The organism is Christiangramia forsetii KT0803 (genome assembly GCF_000060345.1).
In the GTDB taxonomy this organism is placed as follows: Bacteria; Bacteroidota; Bacteroidia; order Flavobacteriales; family Flavobacteriaceae; genus Christiangramia; species Christiangramia forsetii.
In genome coordinates, this window is sequence record NC_008571.1 from 2,872,104 (window position 1) to 2,890,139 (window position 18,036).

Annotated in this window: 14 protein-coding genes; 6 read left to right on the forward strand and 8 right to left on the reverse strand. The window is 38.0% G+C overall.

The features are described 5' to 3' along the window. Window positions 1–10: 10 nt before the first annotated feature. Window positions 11–3,097, reverse strand: coding sequence for a SusC/RagA family TonB-linked outer membrane protein (locus tag GFO_RS12985; protein WP_011710613.1), 3,087 nt, complete (start codon window positions 3,095–3,097; stop codon window positions 11–13). 141 nt (window positions 3,098–3,238) lie between these two features. Between GFO_RS12985 and GFO_RS12990 the strand changes: the two genes are divergently transcribed. Continuing rightward, complete coding sequence (locus GFO_RS12990) at window positions 3,239–4,576, forward strand: D-alanyl-D-alanine carboxypeptidase (RefSeq protein ID WP_011710614.1); 1,338 nt, start codon at window positions 3,239–3,241, stop codon at window positions 4,574–4,576. 14 nt (window positions 4,577–4,590) lie between these two features. Beyond that, on the forward strand, window positions 4,591–5,646 hold the full coding sequence (locus GFO_RS12995) for a S66 peptidase family protein (RefSeq protein WP_011710615.1): 1,056 nt from the start codon (window positions 4,591–4,593) through the stop codon (window positions 5,644–5,646). Between the two features lie 8 nt (window positions 5,647–5,654). Here the strand turns inward: GFO_RS12995 and GFO_RS13000 are convergent, their stop codons facing one another. Then, on the reverse strand, window positions 5,655–6,791 hold the full coding sequence (locus GFO_RS13000; RefSeq protein ID WP_011710616.1) for a serine hydrolase: 1,137 nt from the start codon (window positions 6,789–6,791) through the stop codon (window positions 5,655–5,657). A 154-nt stretch (window positions 6,792–6,945) separates the two neighbouring features. Between GFO_RS13000 and GFO_RS13005 the strand changes: the two genes are divergently transcribed. The 4 genes from GFO_RS13005 to GFO_RS13020 all read left to right on the forward strand — a co-directional run bounded on the left by GFO_RS13005 (window position 6,946) and on the right by GFO_RS13020 (window position 9,911). Then, complete coding sequence (locus tag GFO_RS13005; protein ID WP_011710617.1) at window positions 6,946–8,466, forward strand: helicase HerA-like domain-containing protein; 1,521 nt, start codon at window positions 6,946–6,948, stop codon at window positions 8,464–8,466. Between the two features lie 16 nt (window positions 8,467–8,482). After that, window positions 8,483–9,040, forward strand: coding sequence for a hypothetical protein (locus tag GFO_RS13010; RefSeq protein WP_011710618.1), 558 nt, complete (start codon window positions 8,483–8,485; stop codon window positions 9,038–9,040). A gap of 38 nt (window positions 9,041–9,078) precedes the next feature. Next, window positions 9,079–9,639 carry an inorganic diphosphatase gene (locus GFO_RS13015; RefSeq protein WP_158308628.1) on the forward strand — a complete coding sequence of 187 codons (561 nt, stop codon included), beginning with the start codon at window positions 9,079–9,081 and terminating at the stop codon, window positions 9,637–9,639. A gap of 68 nt (window positions 9,640–9,707) precedes the next feature. Next, a complete protein-coding gene (locus GFO_RS13020; RefSeq protein ID WP_011710620.1) occupies window positions 9,708–9,911 on the forward strand; it encodes a hypothetical protein in 204 nt (67 codons plus the stop codon). A gap of 184 nt (window positions 9,912–10,095) precedes the next feature. Here GFO_RS13020 and ftsZ read toward each other — a convergent pair whose 3' ends face one another. The 6 genes from ftsZ to GFO_RS13050 all read right to left on the reverse strand — a co-directional run bounded on the left by ftsZ (window position 10,096) and on the right by GFO_RS13050 (window position 17,965). After that, window positions 10,096–12,087: a cell division protein FtsZ gene (ftsZ, locus tag GFO_RS13025; protein WP_011710621.1), complete on the reverse strand. Its 1,992-nt coding sequence runs from the start codon at window positions 12,085–12,087 to the stop codon at window positions 10,096–10,098. A gap of 28 nt (window positions 12,088–12,115) precedes the next feature. Continuing rightward, window positions 12,116–13,468, reverse strand: a complete 1,353-nt coding sequence (ftsA, locus tag GFO_RS13030) for a cell division protein FtsA (RefSeq protein WP_011710622.1) — start codon at window positions 13,466–13,468, stop codon at window positions 12,116–12,118. Between the two features lie 3 nt (window positions 13,469–13,471). After that, entirely contained in the window at window positions 13,472–14,188 is a 717-nt protein-coding gene (locus GFO_RS13035) for a cell division protein FtsQ/DivIB (RefSeq protein WP_011710623.1), read from the reverse strand. Further along, entirely contained in the window at window positions 14,178–15,536 is a 1,359-nt protein-coding gene (murC, locus tag GFO_RS13040) for a UDP-N-acetylmuramate--L-alanine ligase (protein WP_011710624.1), read from the reverse strand. Before murC ends, GFO_RS13035 begins: the two co-directional genes overlap by 11 nt. Before the next feature lie 36 nt (window positions 15,537–15,572). After that, entirely contained in the window at window positions 15,573–16,673 is a 1,101-nt protein-coding gene (gene murG, locus GFO_RS13045; RefSeq protein ID WP_011710625.1) for an undecaprenyldiphospho-muramoylpentapeptide beta-N-acetylglucosaminyltransferase, read from the reverse strand. A gap of 83 nt (window positions 16,674–16,756) precedes the next feature. Continuing rightward, window positions 16,757–17,965, reverse strand: coding sequence for an FtsW/RodA/SpoVE family cell cycle protein (locus GFO_RS13050; RefSeq protein ID WP_011710626.1), 1,209 nt, complete (start codon window positions 17,963–17,965; stop codon window positions 16,757–16,759). Window positions 17,966–18,036 lie beyond the last annotated feature (71 nt).

Here is an 18,036-nt window from a genome sequence, read left to right on the forward strand (position 1 = left end):
TTTTTTATTTTTATATGCCCAGATTAAGGGTAAAGAATAAACTTCTTACTCCGGGATATCCTAAGCCTGTTAAACCTGTGGCATTCCCTCCGGCTCCAACACTAAAGGATTCCGGATCAAAACCGTCCCATGGAGTGTACAAAATAATATTATTTGCAGCCACTGAAGCTCTTACAGAAGTAAACGGAAGACGTTCTAACATGTTTTCCTGTAAATTATACCCCAATGTGATATTCCTAAGTTTTATAAAAGCAGCGTCTTGCACAAAATTCTCACTTACTCCTCGATATCGATTCCTATAAAAACCTGCTCCGTAATCCCTGCCATCTGGCCCCTCCCCCTGACCAAGGAATACTGGCTGTGTATTTGGACTGCCATCTTCCAGTACACCATCAAAAACAATAGTCTCGTTTCTATTTAGAGTATATTCTGCAATACCAAATGCTGAGAAAAAGTTATCAAACTGATTGTACTGTTGAACTCCTGCTCTAAAGTCAATGAGAAATGAAAAATCAAAACCTTTATATGCAAAGTTATTACTTAAGCCTCCAATCCATTTTGGAGTAGAATTTCCAAGGATTAACTGATCTGAATTCCTTGTGGGAAAACCATCTGCACCAATAATTATAGGTAAACTCTCATTTAGAAAAATATCCTCGGGATCTGAACCAAATCTACCATAGCTGGTTCCGAACAAATTGCCATACGCCTCTCCTTCCAACAATTTAATTGTAACGCGACTCCCTGCATAGCCAAATTGGCTCCCCACTTCAATCTCTTCAATCCCTTCACGTATACTCTTTACTTCATTTTTATTGTAAGCTGCATTCAATGTTATATCCCATCTAAACTCCTCATTCTTAATAGGAGTACCTCTTATTATAAACTCCCAACCTTGATTTTCAATTTCCCCTGCATTAGTTATAAAAGTGGAGAATCCAGCCGACTCACTCACAGGAACCGGTATAATTTGATCTTTACTATTAGATTTATACCAGGTTATATCTAGTCCTAACCGATTTTCAAAAAATCGAAGATCAGTACCAAATTCTATCGCAGTAGTTTTTTCAGGTTTCAGTTCAAGATCGCCAAACTGGCTAAATCTTGTAAATCCTACCTGTCCATTTAAAGGATAAACATCTGGAGAGTTATAAGTTTGACCAATCGCATAAGGATTTGTATCCTTACCTACTTGAGCCCAAGATCCTCTTAACTTTCCAAAAGTGAACCAACCTGGTTGCTCAAAACTTTCTGTAAATACATACCCCAGGTTTACTGATGGATAGAAAAATGAATTGTTCCCTATTGGTAATGTTGAAGTCCAGTCATTTCTGGCAGTTATATTAAGGAATAAAGTCTCGTCATAATTAAGCATTAAGTCCCCATACACCCCTACAAGCCGTCTTTTCCTTTTGTCTTGTGAAGTTGAAACCCTACTGGTATAACTAAGATCATAAAATCTTGGGATTACAAAGTCTTCTCCTTCAGCATCCACCCTCTCATAATCCCTTTCAAAGATATCATTACCCACCCTCAAAGTGGTTTTGAACTTCTCTGTCCAGTCGTTTTTAAAAGTTAGGAATATATTAGAATTTATATCCCGGCTATTAATTCTGGTTTCACGAATAAAACCTTCACTGTCTAAAGGATTTTCACCATCTATACCTAACGGACCAGGTGTAATTTCTGTACGCCGGTCACTATAATAATCTGTACCTATTAAATAAGTGACATCCAAAAACTTCCAGGGACTATAAGAAAACCGAAAATTACCCACTGTTCTATTCACTTCATCTTCAAATGTGCTAAAACGAGCATCATATATTGGATTGGTATTTCCATAAGTTTTCATGGTGCCATCTGGATTAATATAATCTTCAACATCGTGGTTCGGAGCCCAGTAAACTAATCGCTCCATAAAGCGATCATGGGGTACCCTATTACCTCCAGAAATTGTATAATTCACATTGCCTGAAAATCTAAATTTTTCACTAAACTTTATTTCTCCACTTAGTTTGGCCGAAGTTCTCCCCCAATCACTAAAAGGAATGATTCCTTCTTGATCTAAGTTACCTAAAGATCCATAGAATGTCACATTTTCGCTACCTCCAGAAATACTCAATGTATTATCAATCTGAATACCCGTTTGCATGGCATCTCTCCATATATCATTAAAAACTACATCAGGATCTATTTCATTTATTTCAGCCATGGATGGTCCCCAGTTCGGCCAAAAAGAATCGGGGTCATAAACTCCAGAGAAACCCTGACCATAAGTTTCCTGAAATTCCGGAAATCTATTGATTTCTTCAAATCCCACCGATGAGTTAAGATTTATTTTTATCCTACCGGCCTTTCCTTTTTTTGTAGTAATGATCACAGCACCATTTGCCGCCCTAACCCCATAGAGAGCAGTTGCAGCAGCACCTTTAAGGATACTCATAGATTCAATATCGTTAGGATTGATATCTGCAGCCCTGTTAGAAAGTCCTCTTGGCGTGCCCACAGATTCAACAGTAGAGTTGTCTATTGGCACCCCATCTATAACAAATAATGGCTGGTTATCTGCATTAGGATCCAGGGAGTTTACACCTCTAATAATTATTCTGGCACTCATTCCTGGCGCGCCTCCAGAATTAGTGATTTGAACTCCTGCAGCCTGCCCCTGCAAAGCACTTACAAGATTCTGTTGTTTTGTCTTTGTAATCTCTTCAGAATCAATCTCCTGGATAGCATACCCAAGGGACTTTTTTTCCTGCTCTATCCCGAAAGAAGTCACTACGACCTCATCAAGACTTTCCAGGTCTGCCACCAGGGTAACATCCAGGGTGGATTGTCCTGTATAAGAAATTTCCTGAGTTTCGAATCCAACAGAAGAGAAAACCAGGACTTCCCCAGGTTCTATATCTATTCGATAGTTCCCATCAAAATCGGTGATCGTACCCCGATTCGTTCCTTTAATTAGCACATTTACCCCGTTTAGAGGCTCCCCGTCTTCAGATCCGGTAATCAAACCGCTTACAGAATTTTCCTGTGCCAACAAGGTTGCAAATTGAAAAATAGCTAAAAAGGCTATTATTGAAGTTTTTAATTTCATACCTTATTTTGTTAATTAATTGTGAATGAAGTCTAAATATAATACATCTATATTTATTATGTTACTTCATTTTATCAATATATTTAACAACTGTTCATCTTTTTAGTTCTTATAACGATTATATTCTACTCTTTTAACACCATGATCAAACATTCAGTAAAATTAAGTATAGCTGTTAAATCAATGCTATTCCTAAGCTCGCTTTTAATTATATCCTGTTCAGCAATTAAAAAAACAAATAAAGAAATAGAAACAGATTTTCATGAATCCCCAGTATTTAAAAAAGGCTACGCTGGTTTTGCATTATATGATCCGGCTATAGATAAAATGCTTTACACCCACAATGCTGAAAAATATTTTACCCCGGCTTCTAACACTAAACTCTTTTCCCTCTACACTGGATTAAAGATACTGGGAGGTTCCATTCCGGCTTTAAAATATACCACTGTAGGCGATAGTTTAATTTTTAAAGGCACTGGAGATCCATCATTTTTAAATCCTGAATTACCAAAATCCCATGTATGGAACTTTTTAAAGAACAGTGATAAAAAGCTGTTTTATGCCCCCCCGGTATTTAAAGAAAAACGATTAGGATCTGGCTGGGCGTGGGATGATTATGATTCTTATTATTCCGCGGAAAAAATTGATTTTCCTATCTACGGTAATCTGATAGAAATTAAATTTGAAAAAGGAGCATCTAAGCCCTCTATAAAACCAGGATTGCTATCAGATTCTATTCATGCAATAAAACCGGCAAAAGTTAAAAACAAATATGTTCAAAGGGAAATTGCTTCAAATAAAATGGAATATCAAAATTTCCCGAGAGAGGAAGATTTCACCCAAAATATTCCTTTTAACTTCTCTTCAGAACTTATTGTAAAGTTACTTTCAGATACACTAAACAGGAAAGTTGAAATATATAGAGGAGATACCAAAACCCTTAAGTTTAACAAAACTCTCTACAGTGTTCCTGGTGATAGCATTTATAAACGTATGATGCAGGTAAGTGATAATTTTATTGCTGAACAGATCCTTTTAATGGCCGCCGATAAAATCTCAGATAGTTTAAAAACAAGCATTGCTATAGATTATATGAAAGAGAATTATTTAGGGGATCTCCTTGATGAAGCTAAGTGGGTTGATGGGTCAGGACTTTCCAGGTACAATTTATTTACTCCAAGGTCAATGATTAAGCTGATTGAAAAAATAGAAAAGGAGATGCCGAAAGAAGAACTTTTCAAGATCCTCGCAGCCGGAGGTGAATCTGGAACACTTAAGAATTATTACAAAGCTGAAACTCCTTATATTTATGCCAAAACAGGAACTTTAAGAAATAATCATAGCCTTAGCGGTTTTCTTATTACCAAAAGTGGAAAAACGCTTATTTTTAGCTTTATGAATAGTAATTATACCGTGCCTACTTCAGAATTAAAACAAGGCATGACTCGCATTCTGGAAATGATCAGAGATAATTATTAAACAGCAATACTCAAATGCAAAGAAGAAAATTTATTCAGAATATTGGAATCGGCGGACTTATGTTACCCCTAAACCCACTTAGTTTCGATCAAAATAAAGCAGAAATTCTCGATGAGGATGTATTAATACCTGAAGCACTTAAAGAAGGAGATACTATAGGAATTGTTAGCCCTGCCAGTGCAATTTTTGAATCTGAACCTTATACCATTGCCAAAGAATTTTTTGAAGCGATGGGACTAAAAGTGAAATTCGGCAAAAACACCAGAAACCGATATGGGCATTTAGCCGGAACAGATGAAGAGCGGGCAGAAGAATTAAATGAAATGTTTCGGGATAAGTCTGTAAAGGCGATTATTGCTTTGAGAGGTGGTTCTGGAGCGGCCAGGATACTTGATAAACTGGATTACGAGGCAATAATGAATAATCCAAAGATATTTATCGGCTACAGTGATATTACGGCTCTGCACCTGGCAATATTTGAGAAAACCCGTCTGGTAAGCTTTCATGGGCCTGTCGCCGTGTCCACCTGGAATTCTTTTAGTGCTGACTATTTAAGACGTTTATTATTTAAAAACGAAGCCATCACATATAGTAATCCAGCGTCAAAAGGGGATGAATTGGTGCAAACCAAAAACAGGATACGAGTAATTAATGAGGGTAGTGTTAAGGGACAATTACTAGGGGGCAACCTTTCCGTCCTCACAGGAATTATGGGATCTGAATATTTTCCTAAAGACTGGACAGGTAAAATACTATATCTCGAAGACGTTGGAGAAAAGATTTATGCCGTAGACCGAATGATGACACAAATTCAACTTGGTGGAGTACTGAACCAGATCAGCGGATTTGTTTTCGGCAAATGTACCGATTGTGATCCCGGCGGTAGCGGTTATGGATCCCTGACTCTGGAAGAAGTCATTGATCACTATATTAAACCTCTGGGAATTCCAGCATTTTCTGGAGCAATGATTGGCCATATTGACGATAATGTTACGATCCCAAATGGAATCCAGGCCGAACTTGACGCAACAAATGGAACTATTAGACTATTATCCCCGGCAGTGAAATAGAGGATATTTTATTTTTTTCGCTTTAGTTCTTTTTGATGAAGCTCTCTACCTAACTCAGCCAGGAAGGGAATCCCAAGATGTTTGTACTCGTAAACTCCATCATTGAATATTCCATTTTGGTTTACAAGAAGACTTGCTGAAAGAAGAAATTCTATATTATTCTTTTCATCGGTGATATAAGCCGTTTCCGTTAATGTTCCGTAAGCATAACCTACCTTATTATATATCTTGATGTGAGAAGGGATTCGCTCTTTTGAGTCCCCATATATAAAGAACTTGCCATAACTATCATAGAATTCTTGTTCGTCATAGCCGGCTTCTCCGGGTAATGTAGCCATCGCCTGTTTCAGAAATTCCATTTGTTCAGGTTCAATATGGAAGTTTTTTGATTTCGGAAAATTACCTGGGAAAAATAGCATTTTCATGAGTTTATGCTGAGTTTCCAGCGGAAAATAATTTTTAAAAGCAAAACTAAACGGCTCGTCTACCTTCTCTTCATTCTCTATATAACCGACTCCTTTTATCACATCATGGATCATAAGGGAATCTGCCTTAGCATTATTGGAAACTGGCAACTTGAACTCTCCATTTTCCGTTTTAAAGATCATTTGTTTTGTAAGAGTATCGCCCGATCCTTCTCCTGAAAATCTATGGGAGATGCGAACCGGAGCAAGTCCTTTAGATTTCAGCTTGGCGTTGATATAATCCTGACCAAGGAACTCGAAAAGCCGGTTATATGCATCATTATCACTTACAGCGAAAATCGCATCTATATCATTCGCAATGCTATGATTAATAGAATCATTCTCCAGATGATAAGGGGTAGATTTATAAATATCAATGCCCTCTTCACTCAATTCGTTGACCTTCTCAAGACTTAAAACAGCTATTGGTAATTTCACTGTGCTGGCAGGGTAAAAATATGCTTCAGCATCAACTCTATATTTATAATCTTCAAATTCCACTGCTCCATCAGTCCGTATTATTCTGGAATAAATGATCTGAACCTCATATTTCTCGGGATTGCTGAATACTTCGGAAAGTTTGCTGTTTTGAGATAAAGAAACCTGTTTAAGCACATTCTGGCTCATACTACAGCTTGCAATAAGCAGAAATATTGCAACGATTGAAAGATATTTAAACATGGTAGACGAAATTGATACTTTCAAATATATTAGATAATCTGTTATTTCTTAAACTGATTTAATATTTAAAAACTGAATCAACACGGAATACCTATTTTTTAAAAGCCGGAAATTTCCTCTTTTGAATTATCATTTTTATAATAACTTAGCATCAATGGATAAAAAAGCACAATTTGTAGAAGAAATTCAGAAAGGCTATACCACCAAGGGAGATTATATTTATCTGGGCGCAGGGATGATTGATGGTGAGGTACATTCTGAAGCCGCGGTAAAAATTCCCCTAAAAACCATGAATAGACATGGTTTGATCGCTGGAGCTACCGGAACCGGAAAATCAAAAACACTTCAGATCATTGCTGAAAATCTTTCAGAAAAGGGAGTTCCTGTAATGCTCATGGACGTAAAAGGAGATCTTAGTGGTATTGCTGAAGCTGCAGAAGAAAAAGATTTTATTACCGAAAGACATCTAAAACTTGATTTTCCATTTTCAGCCACAAGCTCACCCGCTGAAATATTAACACTTTCGGACCAGGAAGGGATTAGGTTAAGAGCTACTGTTAGCGAGTTTGGCCCCGTGTTATTATCCCGAATACTAGATCTTACCTCCACTCAAACAGGCATCCTGGCAATTATTTTTAAATATTGCGATGATAACCAGCTTCCGTTACTTGACCTTAAAGATCTTAAAAAGATCATTCAATATTCAACCGAAAACGGAAAAGAAGAATTTGAAAAAAACTACGGAAGAATCTCCAGAGCCTCTACCGGTGCTATTTTGAGAAAAATCGTGTCTTTAGAACAACAGGGAGCAGATCTTTTTTTTGGAGAAAGATCGTTTGAAGTAAATGATCTGCTTAGAAAGACTCGAGACGGTAAAGGTTATGTAAATATTCTAAGACTTACAGATATTCAGGATAGGCCAAAACTTTTTTCAACATTCATGCTAAGCCTGCTTGCGGAAATTTATTCCACCTTTCCAGAAAAAGGTGATATGGACAAACCGGAACTAGTGATGTTTATAGACGAGGCTCATCTTATTTTTGAAGAAGCTTCAGATGCATTGTTAGATCAAATTGAAAGTATCGTAAAATTAATTAGGTCTAAAGGTGTGGGAATTTATTTTGTGACCCAAAATCCCGCCGATGTTCCAGAGGAGGTACTTGGTCAGTTAGGTTTAAAGATTCAGCATGCTCTAAGGGCATTTACGGCAAAAGACAGAAAAGCGATTAAACTTGCTGCTGAAAATTATCCGGTTTCAGAATTTTATGATACCAAAAATATGCTTACAGCGTTAGGTATAGGAGAGGCATTGGTTTCAGCTTTAGACGAGAAAGGGAGACCTTCTCCACTTGTTGCTACAATGCTTAGAGCTCCCATGAGTAGAATGGATATTCTTTCAGATAAAGAATTAAAAGATTTAATAAACAGTTCTGCTCTTGTTCCAAAATACAATGAAGAACTTGACAGAGAGAGTGCTTACGAAATTCTAAATAGAAAGATTGAAACGGCTGAGAAAGAAGAAGCGAAAGAAAAAGCCGAAAAAGAAAGAAAAGAAGTAACGAAACCCAGTTCCCGCCGTCGAACAAAAAGTAGTGAAGGAGCTATTATAAAAGTCCTAACCAGCGCAACCTTTATTCGAGGAGTGATGGGAATTCTGAATAAATTTTTAAAATAAAATTACCCAATTTAAAATGTATAAAAGAGCTTTATTAATTATTGGTTTATGTGTAAGTGTATTATCCTGTACTAGTGATGAAGAAAATCCTTTTCTTATTTCTCCCACTCAGGTTGGCCCGCTAAAAAAAGAGAATAAGATACATCAGTTAGATTCTATATTTCAGGGAGATAGTATTGTTAGACAAACGAGTGGCCCTCAGGAATTTCGCTCAACAGATGAAATTAAGGTCTTTAGTGAAGAAGGCCAGGCATTAATGAGCCTTGAACCTTTACAGGAATTTGATTCTACAAGCACTATTGGCTATATTAGAATTCTTGACGCTCGCTATGAAACCAAGCATGGAGTAAATATCAAAAGTTCATTTAAGGAAATCGTGGAGAATTACAATATTTCCAGAATAGAGAATACGATAAATTCTGCGGTAGTGTTTCTAGATGAGATCAACGCTTATATTACCATAGATAAGAATCAGTTACCTACGAATTTAAGGTATGATACCGATAGTAAGATCATGGCCTCTCAAATTCCTGATGATGCGAAAATTAAATACTTTATGATCTACTGGAATTAGAGATGCGTAATTTTCTGTTGGTCATAACCCTATGCTTAATGTACGGATGTAAGTCCCAGGTAGATTACCTAAATACAGATTTAAAATCTCAAAATGGATATTACCAGGCAGTAATTGAAATTCCCGCAGGAACCAATTCCAAAATTGAATATGATAAAGTTTCAAAGATCTTTAAGCCATCTTTGAAAGACGGAAAAGAAAGAACTATTGATTTTCTTGCGTATCCAGCCAATTACGGCTTTATTCCCTCAACTTTTTCAAACCCTGAGAAAGGAGGGGATGGCGACGCCCTGGACGTAATGGTGCTTAGCTCCACAATTCCTTCTGGGAAAATTATTGAAATAATCCCCATAGGAATGTTGAAACTGATGGATGCCGGTGAAGAAGACTACAAGGTGATTGCAATTCCTGCAGACCTAAATTTAAGGACGATTAATACTGAAACTTTTAAAGATTTCGTTAAAAAGTATGAACCTGCTAAAGAAATTCTGGAAAGTTGGTTTACAAATTATGATCCCGCAGATAAGACTGAAATACAAGGCTGGGCGGACGAAGAGGAAACGAAAAAAGAGATATTACGACTTCATGTAGAATTGTAAAATTTGTTAATATTGTAGCTATTCTTAATTGTTTAAGTACATTTATTTCTTAACCAATAAAACAAGATATGATTAAAGTCTTAGCAATGATTATGCTTATTGGAGGTGCAATTGCACTTGTAATGGGCGTATTAGGAATTTTTGGTAGTGTAGCGTTAATGCTTAGCCCCTGGGCGCTCACCATCCTTGGCTTCGTATTCTTTGTCGCCGGAATTTCAATGTTAAAATACAGAAAAGATACCGATGAAGTTCAGGCAAAAAGCCAGAATTAATCTCATCTTAATTTTTTAAATAAAAAAAGGGGCGCAAAATTGCGTCCCTTTTTTCGTTTCTAGATTGAATAATAAAATGTTCAAAAACTCAAACACTTTTAGATAATTATGTAAGCATGAGGGCAGTTGAAGGCTTAATATAAGCATCTCGACTGCGCTCGATGTGACAAATGAGATTATAAAACTAATCTACATTGTCATGTAGAAAAGAGTTGTTCTTCCTGAAGTGAAGATCATTATTATCGTCCTGATCTATGCTGGTTCGGGAAAGCTTTCCTTCACCGGGTTTGGAATTATCGAGCTCAATCCCGGCTCTCTTATAAGCAGGCTGCTTTTCAATCTCGTCTATTTGAGCTGATCCACCGGTTCTGAACTTATAATTGAATTCCTTCATTTTCGCCTTTCTTTCTGCAGTTCTTTGTCTTACGACTTCAGAAGAAATAGGGTTATCGAAAGGATCATGACCATCCCCCGTATTTTCTCTTTCAGGAGAAGGTGCTACAGTTTTCTTTTCAAAGGCTATAGTCTCATCTTTAATTTCTTCCTTTTTTGGAGCTTTAGACTTTTCCAGTTTTTCTTCCATTTCCATATAATCATCAAGACTATATCTCTTTACACCCTGAGCAGAACTTTCAGTAACCGGAACAATTTCTACCGGCTCGTTTACTTGTATATTCTTAGTTCTTTCTTCTATCTCTTCATCTTCAAGGCTATGTCTGGTAACTTTTTTAGAAGTTTCACTCTGTGGTGCCTCCTCTTTCTTCATAGGCATATCAAAAGTAAACATGAACTGCTCTTCGTTTTCAGACTTTTCGTCTTCCGGCTTGTTCGCTTCCATCGCTCTTGCCGCTTCACCAGCATCATTGATGATGAAATCTTCTGGATCTATTTCTTCATAGGTAACATCCAGTTTTCTGGCAAAATCCGGGGTTTTTAGAACATCATCCACTTTTTTATGAATATTCCCCACTTCGTCCACTTCTTCCTCAGATTCATCGAGCGTATGCACTATTTTCTCGTCCTTTGCAGGCTCTTCAAATTGCAACTCATTCTTGGGACTATCATCCACAGGCGCATTGGTTACCTGGGAAATAGGAGCAGATCTTTTAGCAGTTAAGTCCTGTTCCGCTCTTTGCTCATCTTCAAGCGTATGAATGATCTTTTTAGTTTCAGTATTAGTGATCTCATTTTGCTGCTCTACATCGAAACCAGTAGCGATAATAGTTACAGCAATAGCATCTTCTAAAGCCTCATCTTCACCAACACCCATAATAATGTTCGCGCTATGACCAGCTTCAGCCTGGATATGATCGTTAATTTCTCCAATTTCGTCTATAGTGATCTCTTCGTTACCAGATACAATTAGCAGTAAAACATTTTTGGCACCGGTGATCTTATTGTCGTTTAATAACGGAGAATCAAGAGCTTTCATAATAGCATCTGTAGCCCTGCTGGCTCCTGAAGCCTGAGCGGACCCCATGATTGCAGTACCACTTTTGCTAAGTACGGTTTTGGCATCCCGCAAGTCAATATTCTGCGTATAGTGATGCGTAATTACTTCAGCGATCCCTCTGGAAGCTGTAGCAAGCACCTCATCAGCCTTAGAGAATCCGGCTTTAAAACCAAGATTTCCATAAACCTCACGAAGCTTATTATTATTAATCACAATCAGGGAATCTACATTCTGTCTAAGTCTCTCAACTCCTAATTGCGCCTGTTCATTTCTATTTTTTCCTTCAAACTGAAAAGGAATTGTGACAATACCAACCGTTAGAATACCAAGTTCTTTAGCTTGTTTAGCAATAATTGGTGCTGCACCGGTTCCGGTACCACCACCCATTCCTGCGGTGATAAATACCATCTTAGTATTGGTATCCAACATTTGCTTGATTTCCTCAAAACTCTCTACAGCTGCTTTTTCTCCAACTTCCGGGTTTGCTCCTGCTCCAAGTCCTTCAGTTAAGGTCACACCTAATTGAATCTTATTAGGAACCGAACTGTTATCAAGTGCCTGGGAATCGGTATTACAAACAACGAAATCAACCCCTTTTATTCCCAACTGGAACATATGGTTGATGGCATTGCTTCCTCCACCGCCTACTCCTATCACTTTGATGACGTTCGATTGATTCTTAGGTAAATCGAATGAGATGTCTCCAAATTCTTTACTGCTCATAAACTCTGTTTTACTGGTTGTATCTTTATTACTCTGCGTTATCTAAAAAATCTTTAAATTTTTCAGCCCACTTGTCAAAAATAGTTTTGCGGGCAACTTTTTTCGAGGTCTGTTCCTCTGGATCAGCTTCTTCATAAAACTGATCTCCGTCTTCATTTCCTTCGGAACCTTCTACCGGACTATTCTCTGAAAGCACGGCTTCTTCCTGAAATCTACTATTTCCTTTTTCAAGGCTATTCATCACTAATCCTACAGCGGTTGCATAAACCGGACTTGTAGTTTCAGAATCTGTTGTTCCGGCTAAATGCTCGTTAGGATAGCCTATCCTAGTATCCATCCCTGTGATATATTCAGCAAGTTGCTTGATGTGCTTTAATTGCGCACCACCACCGGTAAGTACTAATCCGGCAATCAGTTTCTTCTTCTGTTCATCATGACCATAGTTCTTGATCTCCAGGTAAACCTGTTCGATAATTTCAACTACACGCGCATGAATGATCTTAGAAAGATTTTTAAGGGTAATTTCTTTCGGTTCTCTTCCTCGTAAACCCGGAATAGAAACAATCTCATTATCTTTATTTTCACCCGGCCATGCTGAACCGAATTTAATCTTCAGTAATTCAGCCTGCTTTTCAATGATCGAGCATCCTTCTTTAATATCTTCAGTAATTACATTACCTCCGAAAGGGATCACCGCCGTATGGCGAATAATTCCGTCCTTGAAAATTGCCAGATCGGTAGTACCACCACCTATATCGATAAGCGCTACTCCGGCTTCTTTTTCTTCCTGACTCAACACGGCATTTGCTGAAGCCAATGGCTCCAGGGTTACTGCTGAAAGTTCAAGTCCGGAACTCTTTACACATCTTCCAATATTTCTAATCGAAGAAACCTGACCAACTACCACATGGAAATTAGCTTCCAGTCTCCCTCCATACATCCCGATAGGCTCTTTAATTTCAGCCTGCCCGTCTACTTTAAATTCCTGCGGAAGTACATGAATAATTTCTTCTCCCGGAAGCATTACCAGCTTGTGAACCTGGTTACAAAGTGTATGGATATCATCGGCATCTATCACTTCATCCGGATTCTGCCGAGTGATATAATCACTATGCTGAAGGCTTCTAATATGTTGCCCGGCAATGCCTACCACCACTTCACTAATTTTTAAACCGCTATCGGCTTCTGCTTCCTGTATTGCCTGCTGAATAGATTGGATGGTTTGTGTGATATTATTCACTACGCCCCTATGTACGCCAAGAGATTTAGATTTTCCTATCCCGATGATCTCCACCTTGCCGTACTCATTCTTGCGACCAATCATAGCCACAATCTTTGTTGTTCCAATATCTAAGCCTACTGCAATATCGTTCTGTTCCATAAACTATTTTTTCGTGCACACAACCTGATCTCCAAATTGTAAGTTCACTTTTTTGTAGGTATCTAATTTATTTTCTTTCTGTGCTTTCTTATAAAAGGCCTTAAAATTATTGAATTTCAACGCCACGTTGCTTGAATCTCCCATATACAGTTCAAAATCCTGCTCTCTTAGTTCAAGGCTATATTTATCTCCATTTAACCGGTTAATCCCGGTGATATGTCTGTTTAAAAATTCATCCTCTTTTATATGCTTAATAATTGAGTAAGCTTTTGAAACATTTGAACCATCAAAACCAAACATTAGCGGAACTCTCGCTGAATAAAACTGAGACAGTGGCATGATCTCCCCATTCTTATCCAAATAAAATGATGAATTCCCTACAACCCTACCAATCGGCTTTCTCTGACTTACTTTTGCTTCCAGTTTTCCATCGAGTGTAAGGTAAACTTCCGCATTTTCAATCATTTGATGTTGATTTAAAAGAGATTCCACCCTATTCAAATCTAAAGTTTCTTTATCTATGCTCGAGATGGTCGCATTATTTTGTATTAACAATTTATTAACCACTTCCTCAGTCACATAGAGATTTTCATTATCAGTAAATTCTACCTTTACTTCTTTGATACCCCTTGATCTATGCCGTTTCTCAGCAAAACCATATAAAAGGCAGATTATTGCCACTAAAACGAGAGCCTTTATGTAACCTAAACTACGCTTCATGTAACAATGCTTTTTTTACTTTTTCAACTTCTTCGCCAATATCTCCAGCACCCATCATCACCACAACCTCAGCCTCTTCAGTCTTAATCATTTCACTTAAATTTTTCTTCTGAATAAGTGCCTTATTAGTATTTGAAATTTTATCCAGTAACCATGCTGAAGAAATCCCTTCAATGGGTAATTCCCTTGCCGGATAAATATCCAGCAGGAATACCTTATCAAAATCTGAAAGGCTTGAGGCAAAATCTTCAGCGAAGTCACGGGTACGGCTAAACAGGTGGGGCTGAAAAACCGCTAAAACTTTTTTGTTGGGGTACATTTCACGAACTGCCTGGTGTACTGCTGAAATTTCTGTAGGGTGATGCGCATAATCATCGATTAAAACCAGGTGATCCTTCTTTATTTTATAACTAAATCTGCGCTTTACACCTTTAAATGAATATAAAGCCCTGGTGAGATCGTGGATTGAGGTTCCGTACTCGATCGCCATTGCCAGGGCTGTTATAGCATTTAGCAAATTATGATTGCCGGGCAGATTAAATTTTAAATTCTTTATAGTTTCTGAAGGTGTTTTTAGATCAAAAACATAACTTCCTTCTTCTATTCTAATATTTTGAGCTGAAAAATCGCTGTTATCATTTATTCCAACGCTACTTCCATTTACAGGCAACCCATTCTTCACGAAAAGTTTTCCATCTTCCGGCACTTTGGCTGCAAACTCTCTGAATGATTTTTCCAGTTCAGATTTATCTCCATAGATATCCAGATGATCTGCATCCATAGAAGTGATCGCAGCTAGATTTGGCGAAAGTTTCAGAAATGAACGATCAAATTCATCAGCTTCCACCACTACCACTTTATCTCCCTGCATGATCAGGTTTGACTGAATATCTTCACTAATACCGCCCAGAAAAGCCGTAACCTTCGCTCCGGTTTCCTTCAATAAATGTCCGAGAATAGCAGTCGTAGTTGTTTTACCATGAGTTCCTGCAACTGCCAGACAATATTTTTGATCGGTCACCATTCCAAGAAGCTCAGCTCTTTTTACAACCTCAAAATTCTTCTTTTTTAAGAACTCAAATTGTTTATGATCTTTTGGAACCGCAGGGGTATAAACAATAAGGGTATTTTCCTGATTATTGAGAATAGTTTCAGGAATTATAGTAATATCATCTTCATAATTAACTTCAATATTTTCATCCTCCAGCATCCTGGTCAATTCTGTTGAAGTTCGATCGTAACCAGCCACAAAATTCCCTTTCGCCTTGAAATATCTGGCAAGGGCGCTCATCCCTATTCCACCGACCCCGATGAAGTAAAAATGTTTTATGTGGTTTAAATCTTTCAAATTATATCTTTAATCCTGTCAGGTTTTAAAAACCGACTAGACCTTGTTATTTATTAATTTTTCAACTTCATCTACAATATCTGAAGTTGCATTTGGCAACGCCAGTTTTTTGATATTTGCAGCGAAACGATTCATTCTTCTTTCATCTTGTAAGAGGCTGAAAAAACACGGCTCGAACCTTTCGGTTAACTCATCTTCTGTAATCATTAACGCTGCGTCGTGTTCTGTTACCGCCATAGCATTTTTCGCCTGGTGATTTTCAGCCACATTTGGCGATGGGATGAACAGCACCGGTTTTCCAACGACACATAATTCTGAAACACTTCCAGCTCCAGCTCTGGAAATAATCACATCAGCCGCAGCATAAGCTAAATCCATTCTATTAATGAATTCTTTTGCTCTTACAGTTGCTGAGTCGTATTTCCTGTATTCATCAAAATAAAGTTTCCCAATCTGCCATACGAGCTGTACTCCTTCATCCTTAAATTTCTTAAGATCATTTTCAATAAGCCGGTTAATCCTTCTGGCTCCAAGGCTTCCACCAAGTACCAGTACTGTTTTCTTATCTTTCGAGAGCTGAAAATATTCTAAAGCTTCCTCTCGAAGTTGATCTACCTTCAGAAGATCCTGTCTTACAGGATTTCCAGTAATGATCGTTTTTTCAGCAGGAAAAACATCCTTTACTTTCTCATAGGCCGCACAAATAATACTTGCATTTTTAGATAAAATCCTATTAGTTACACCCGGCAAGGAATTTTGCTCCTGGATCAAGGTTGGGATTCCTTTAGAAATCGCAATCCTTAACAATGGGCCACTTCCGAAACCACCGGTTCCTATCACAATATCCGGTTTAAACTTTTTGATGATCTTTCTCGATTTTGAAAGACTACTCATTAGTTTAAAAGGGAATATGAAATTCTTAAGGCTAAACGAGCGATCAATTCCACTAATCCAAAGACCTTTGATCTCATAACCCGCCTGTGGAACTTTTTCCATCTCCATTCGGTCTTGAGCACCCACAAAGAGAATTTCCGCATTGGGATACCTTCTCTTTATTTCATCGGCGATGGCAATCGCAGGATAGATATGTCCACCTGTACCTCCACCTGATAATATGACTCGTAAACCTTCTTTCATCTATTTAAAAATTAACTAGTCTCCCTTATTCTTTATTTATTTCGTTTGTTATTGACCATTTTTTAAATGCCCATTATAGGCTTTTATATCGCTTCGCTTAAGATGTCGAGAGGATTCTCCCCCTCTTCTTCTATTCCACTATTTTCTGATTTTTTAATTTCTTCTCGTTTTGCACTTACACTTAAAATAATACCAAGTGCTATACAAGTCATCCAAACCGATGTTCCTCCACTACTAACAAGCGGAAGGGTTTGTCCCGTTACCGGAAAAAGTTCCACCGCGACTCCCATATTTATAAGCGCCTGAAAAACTACCGGCAGTCCAACACCCATTACAACGAGTTTTCCGAAGACCGTATTGGCCTTGGTTGCTACAATCACGATCCTGAACAGCAATAAAAGGTATGCAAGCATCACTCCAAAGCCACCTATTAATCCCATTTCTTCAACAATAATCGCATATATAAAATCTGAAGATGACTGTGGTAAAAAATTTCTTTGAACACTCTTGCCAATTCCCGTTCCTGTAATTCCTCCCTGAGCTATAGCAATTTTGGCCTTTTCAACCTGATATTGCTCCGTTCCTTCATCATCGTCAAAAAATGTTTCGATCCTGCTTGTCCAGGTATCCACTCTATTTGGCAAAAGACCGGGAAATGCTTTGGCCGTAAGAACAAAAATGCTTAGCATAACGATCCCAACGCCTACTATTGCACCCAGGTATTTTATGGGGTATCCGCCTAAAAACATCAACACCAGGGTCATACAAAAAATGATCGCCGTTGTGGAGAAATTGGCCGGCAAAATTAATACTAATACCACGAAAACAGGCAGCCAAAGCGGAAGAATTGTCTCTTTAAAAGTCAGAGTTTTTTCAGTGATTTTGGATAAATATCTGGCCACATAGACCATAAGTACCACGGCTGCCAGAGTAGAGGATTGAAATGATACATTTAGTACCGGAATCTGTATCCACCTACTGGCATACGCCCCATCTATGGTAGTTCCCTGAGCCATTGTAAATAACAACAGCAGAATCACCACTGGTAATAATAAAATGGAAATTCCGCGGAAATAATGATAAGGTATTTTATGCACTGCGAACAATACGCAAAATCCTAAAAGCAAATGGAAAAAGTGTACTACCAGATACCCGGAAGTACTCCCATCGCCATGGAGATACGCAAGGTTACTGCTGGCACTGTATACCGGCAAAAACGAAAATATAGCCAACAGTCCGGCTACTGCCCAGATCACCTTGTCTCCTTTAAGATTTGAAAAAACGTTACTCATTTATACTCTTATCAATTTTTCCTTTTTTCGTCAAGCTGAACTTGTTTCAGCTTCTCATGAAATCTATTTTG

Bases quoted from the DNA above. Each gene is read 5' to 3' on its own strand.
- GFO_RS12985 (WP_011710613.1), bottom strand. From the start codon at position 3,097: ATGAAATTAAAAACTTCAATAATAGCCTTTTTAGCTATTTTTCAATTT.
- GFO_RS12990 (WP_011710614.1), top strand. From the start codon at position 3,239: ATGATCAAACATTCAGTAAAATTAAGTATAGCTGTTAAATCAATGCTA.
- GFO_RS12995 (WP_011710615.1), top strand. From the start codon at position 4,591: ATGCAAAGAAGAAAATTTATTCAGAATATTGGAATCGGCGGACTTATG.
- GFO_RS13000 (WP_011710616.1), bottom strand. From the start codon at position 6,791: ATGTTTAAATATCTTTCAATCGTTGCAATATTTCTGCTTATTGCAAGC.
- GFO_RS13005 (WP_011710617.1), top strand. From the start codon at position 6,946: ATGGATAAAAAAGCACAATTTGTAGAAGAAATTCAGAAAGGCTATACC.
- GFO_RS13010 (WP_011710618.1), top strand. From the start codon at position 8,483: ATGTATAAAAGAGCTTTATTAATTATTGGTTTATGTGTAAGTGTATTA.
- GFO_RS13015 (WP_158308628.1), top strand. From the start codon at position 9,079: ATGTACGGATGTAAGTCCCAGGTAGATTACCTAAATACAGATTTAAAA.
- GFO_RS13020 (WP_011710620.1), top strand. From the start codon at position 9,708: ATGATTAAAGTCTTAGCAATGATTATGCTTATTGGAGGTGCAATTGCA.
- ftsZ (WP_011710621.1), bottom strand. From the start codon at position 12,087: ATGAGCAGTAAAGAATTTGGAGACATCTCATTCGATTTACCTAAGAAT.
- ftsA (WP_011710622.1), bottom strand. From the start codon at position 13,468: ATGGAACAGAACGATATTGCAGTAGGCTTAGATATTGGAACAACAAAG.
- GFO_RS13035 (WP_011710623.1), bottom strand. From the start codon at position 14,188: ATGAAGCGTAGTTTAGGTTACATAAAGGCTCTCGTTTTAGTGGCAATA.
- murG (WP_011710625.1), bottom strand. From the start codon at position 16,673: ATGAAAGAAGGTTTACGAGTCATATTATCAGGTGGAGGTACAGGTGGA.
- GFO_RS13050 (WP_011710626.1), bottom strand. From the start codon at position 17,965: ATGAGTAACGTTTTTTCAAATCTTAAAGGAGACAAGGTGATCTGGGCA.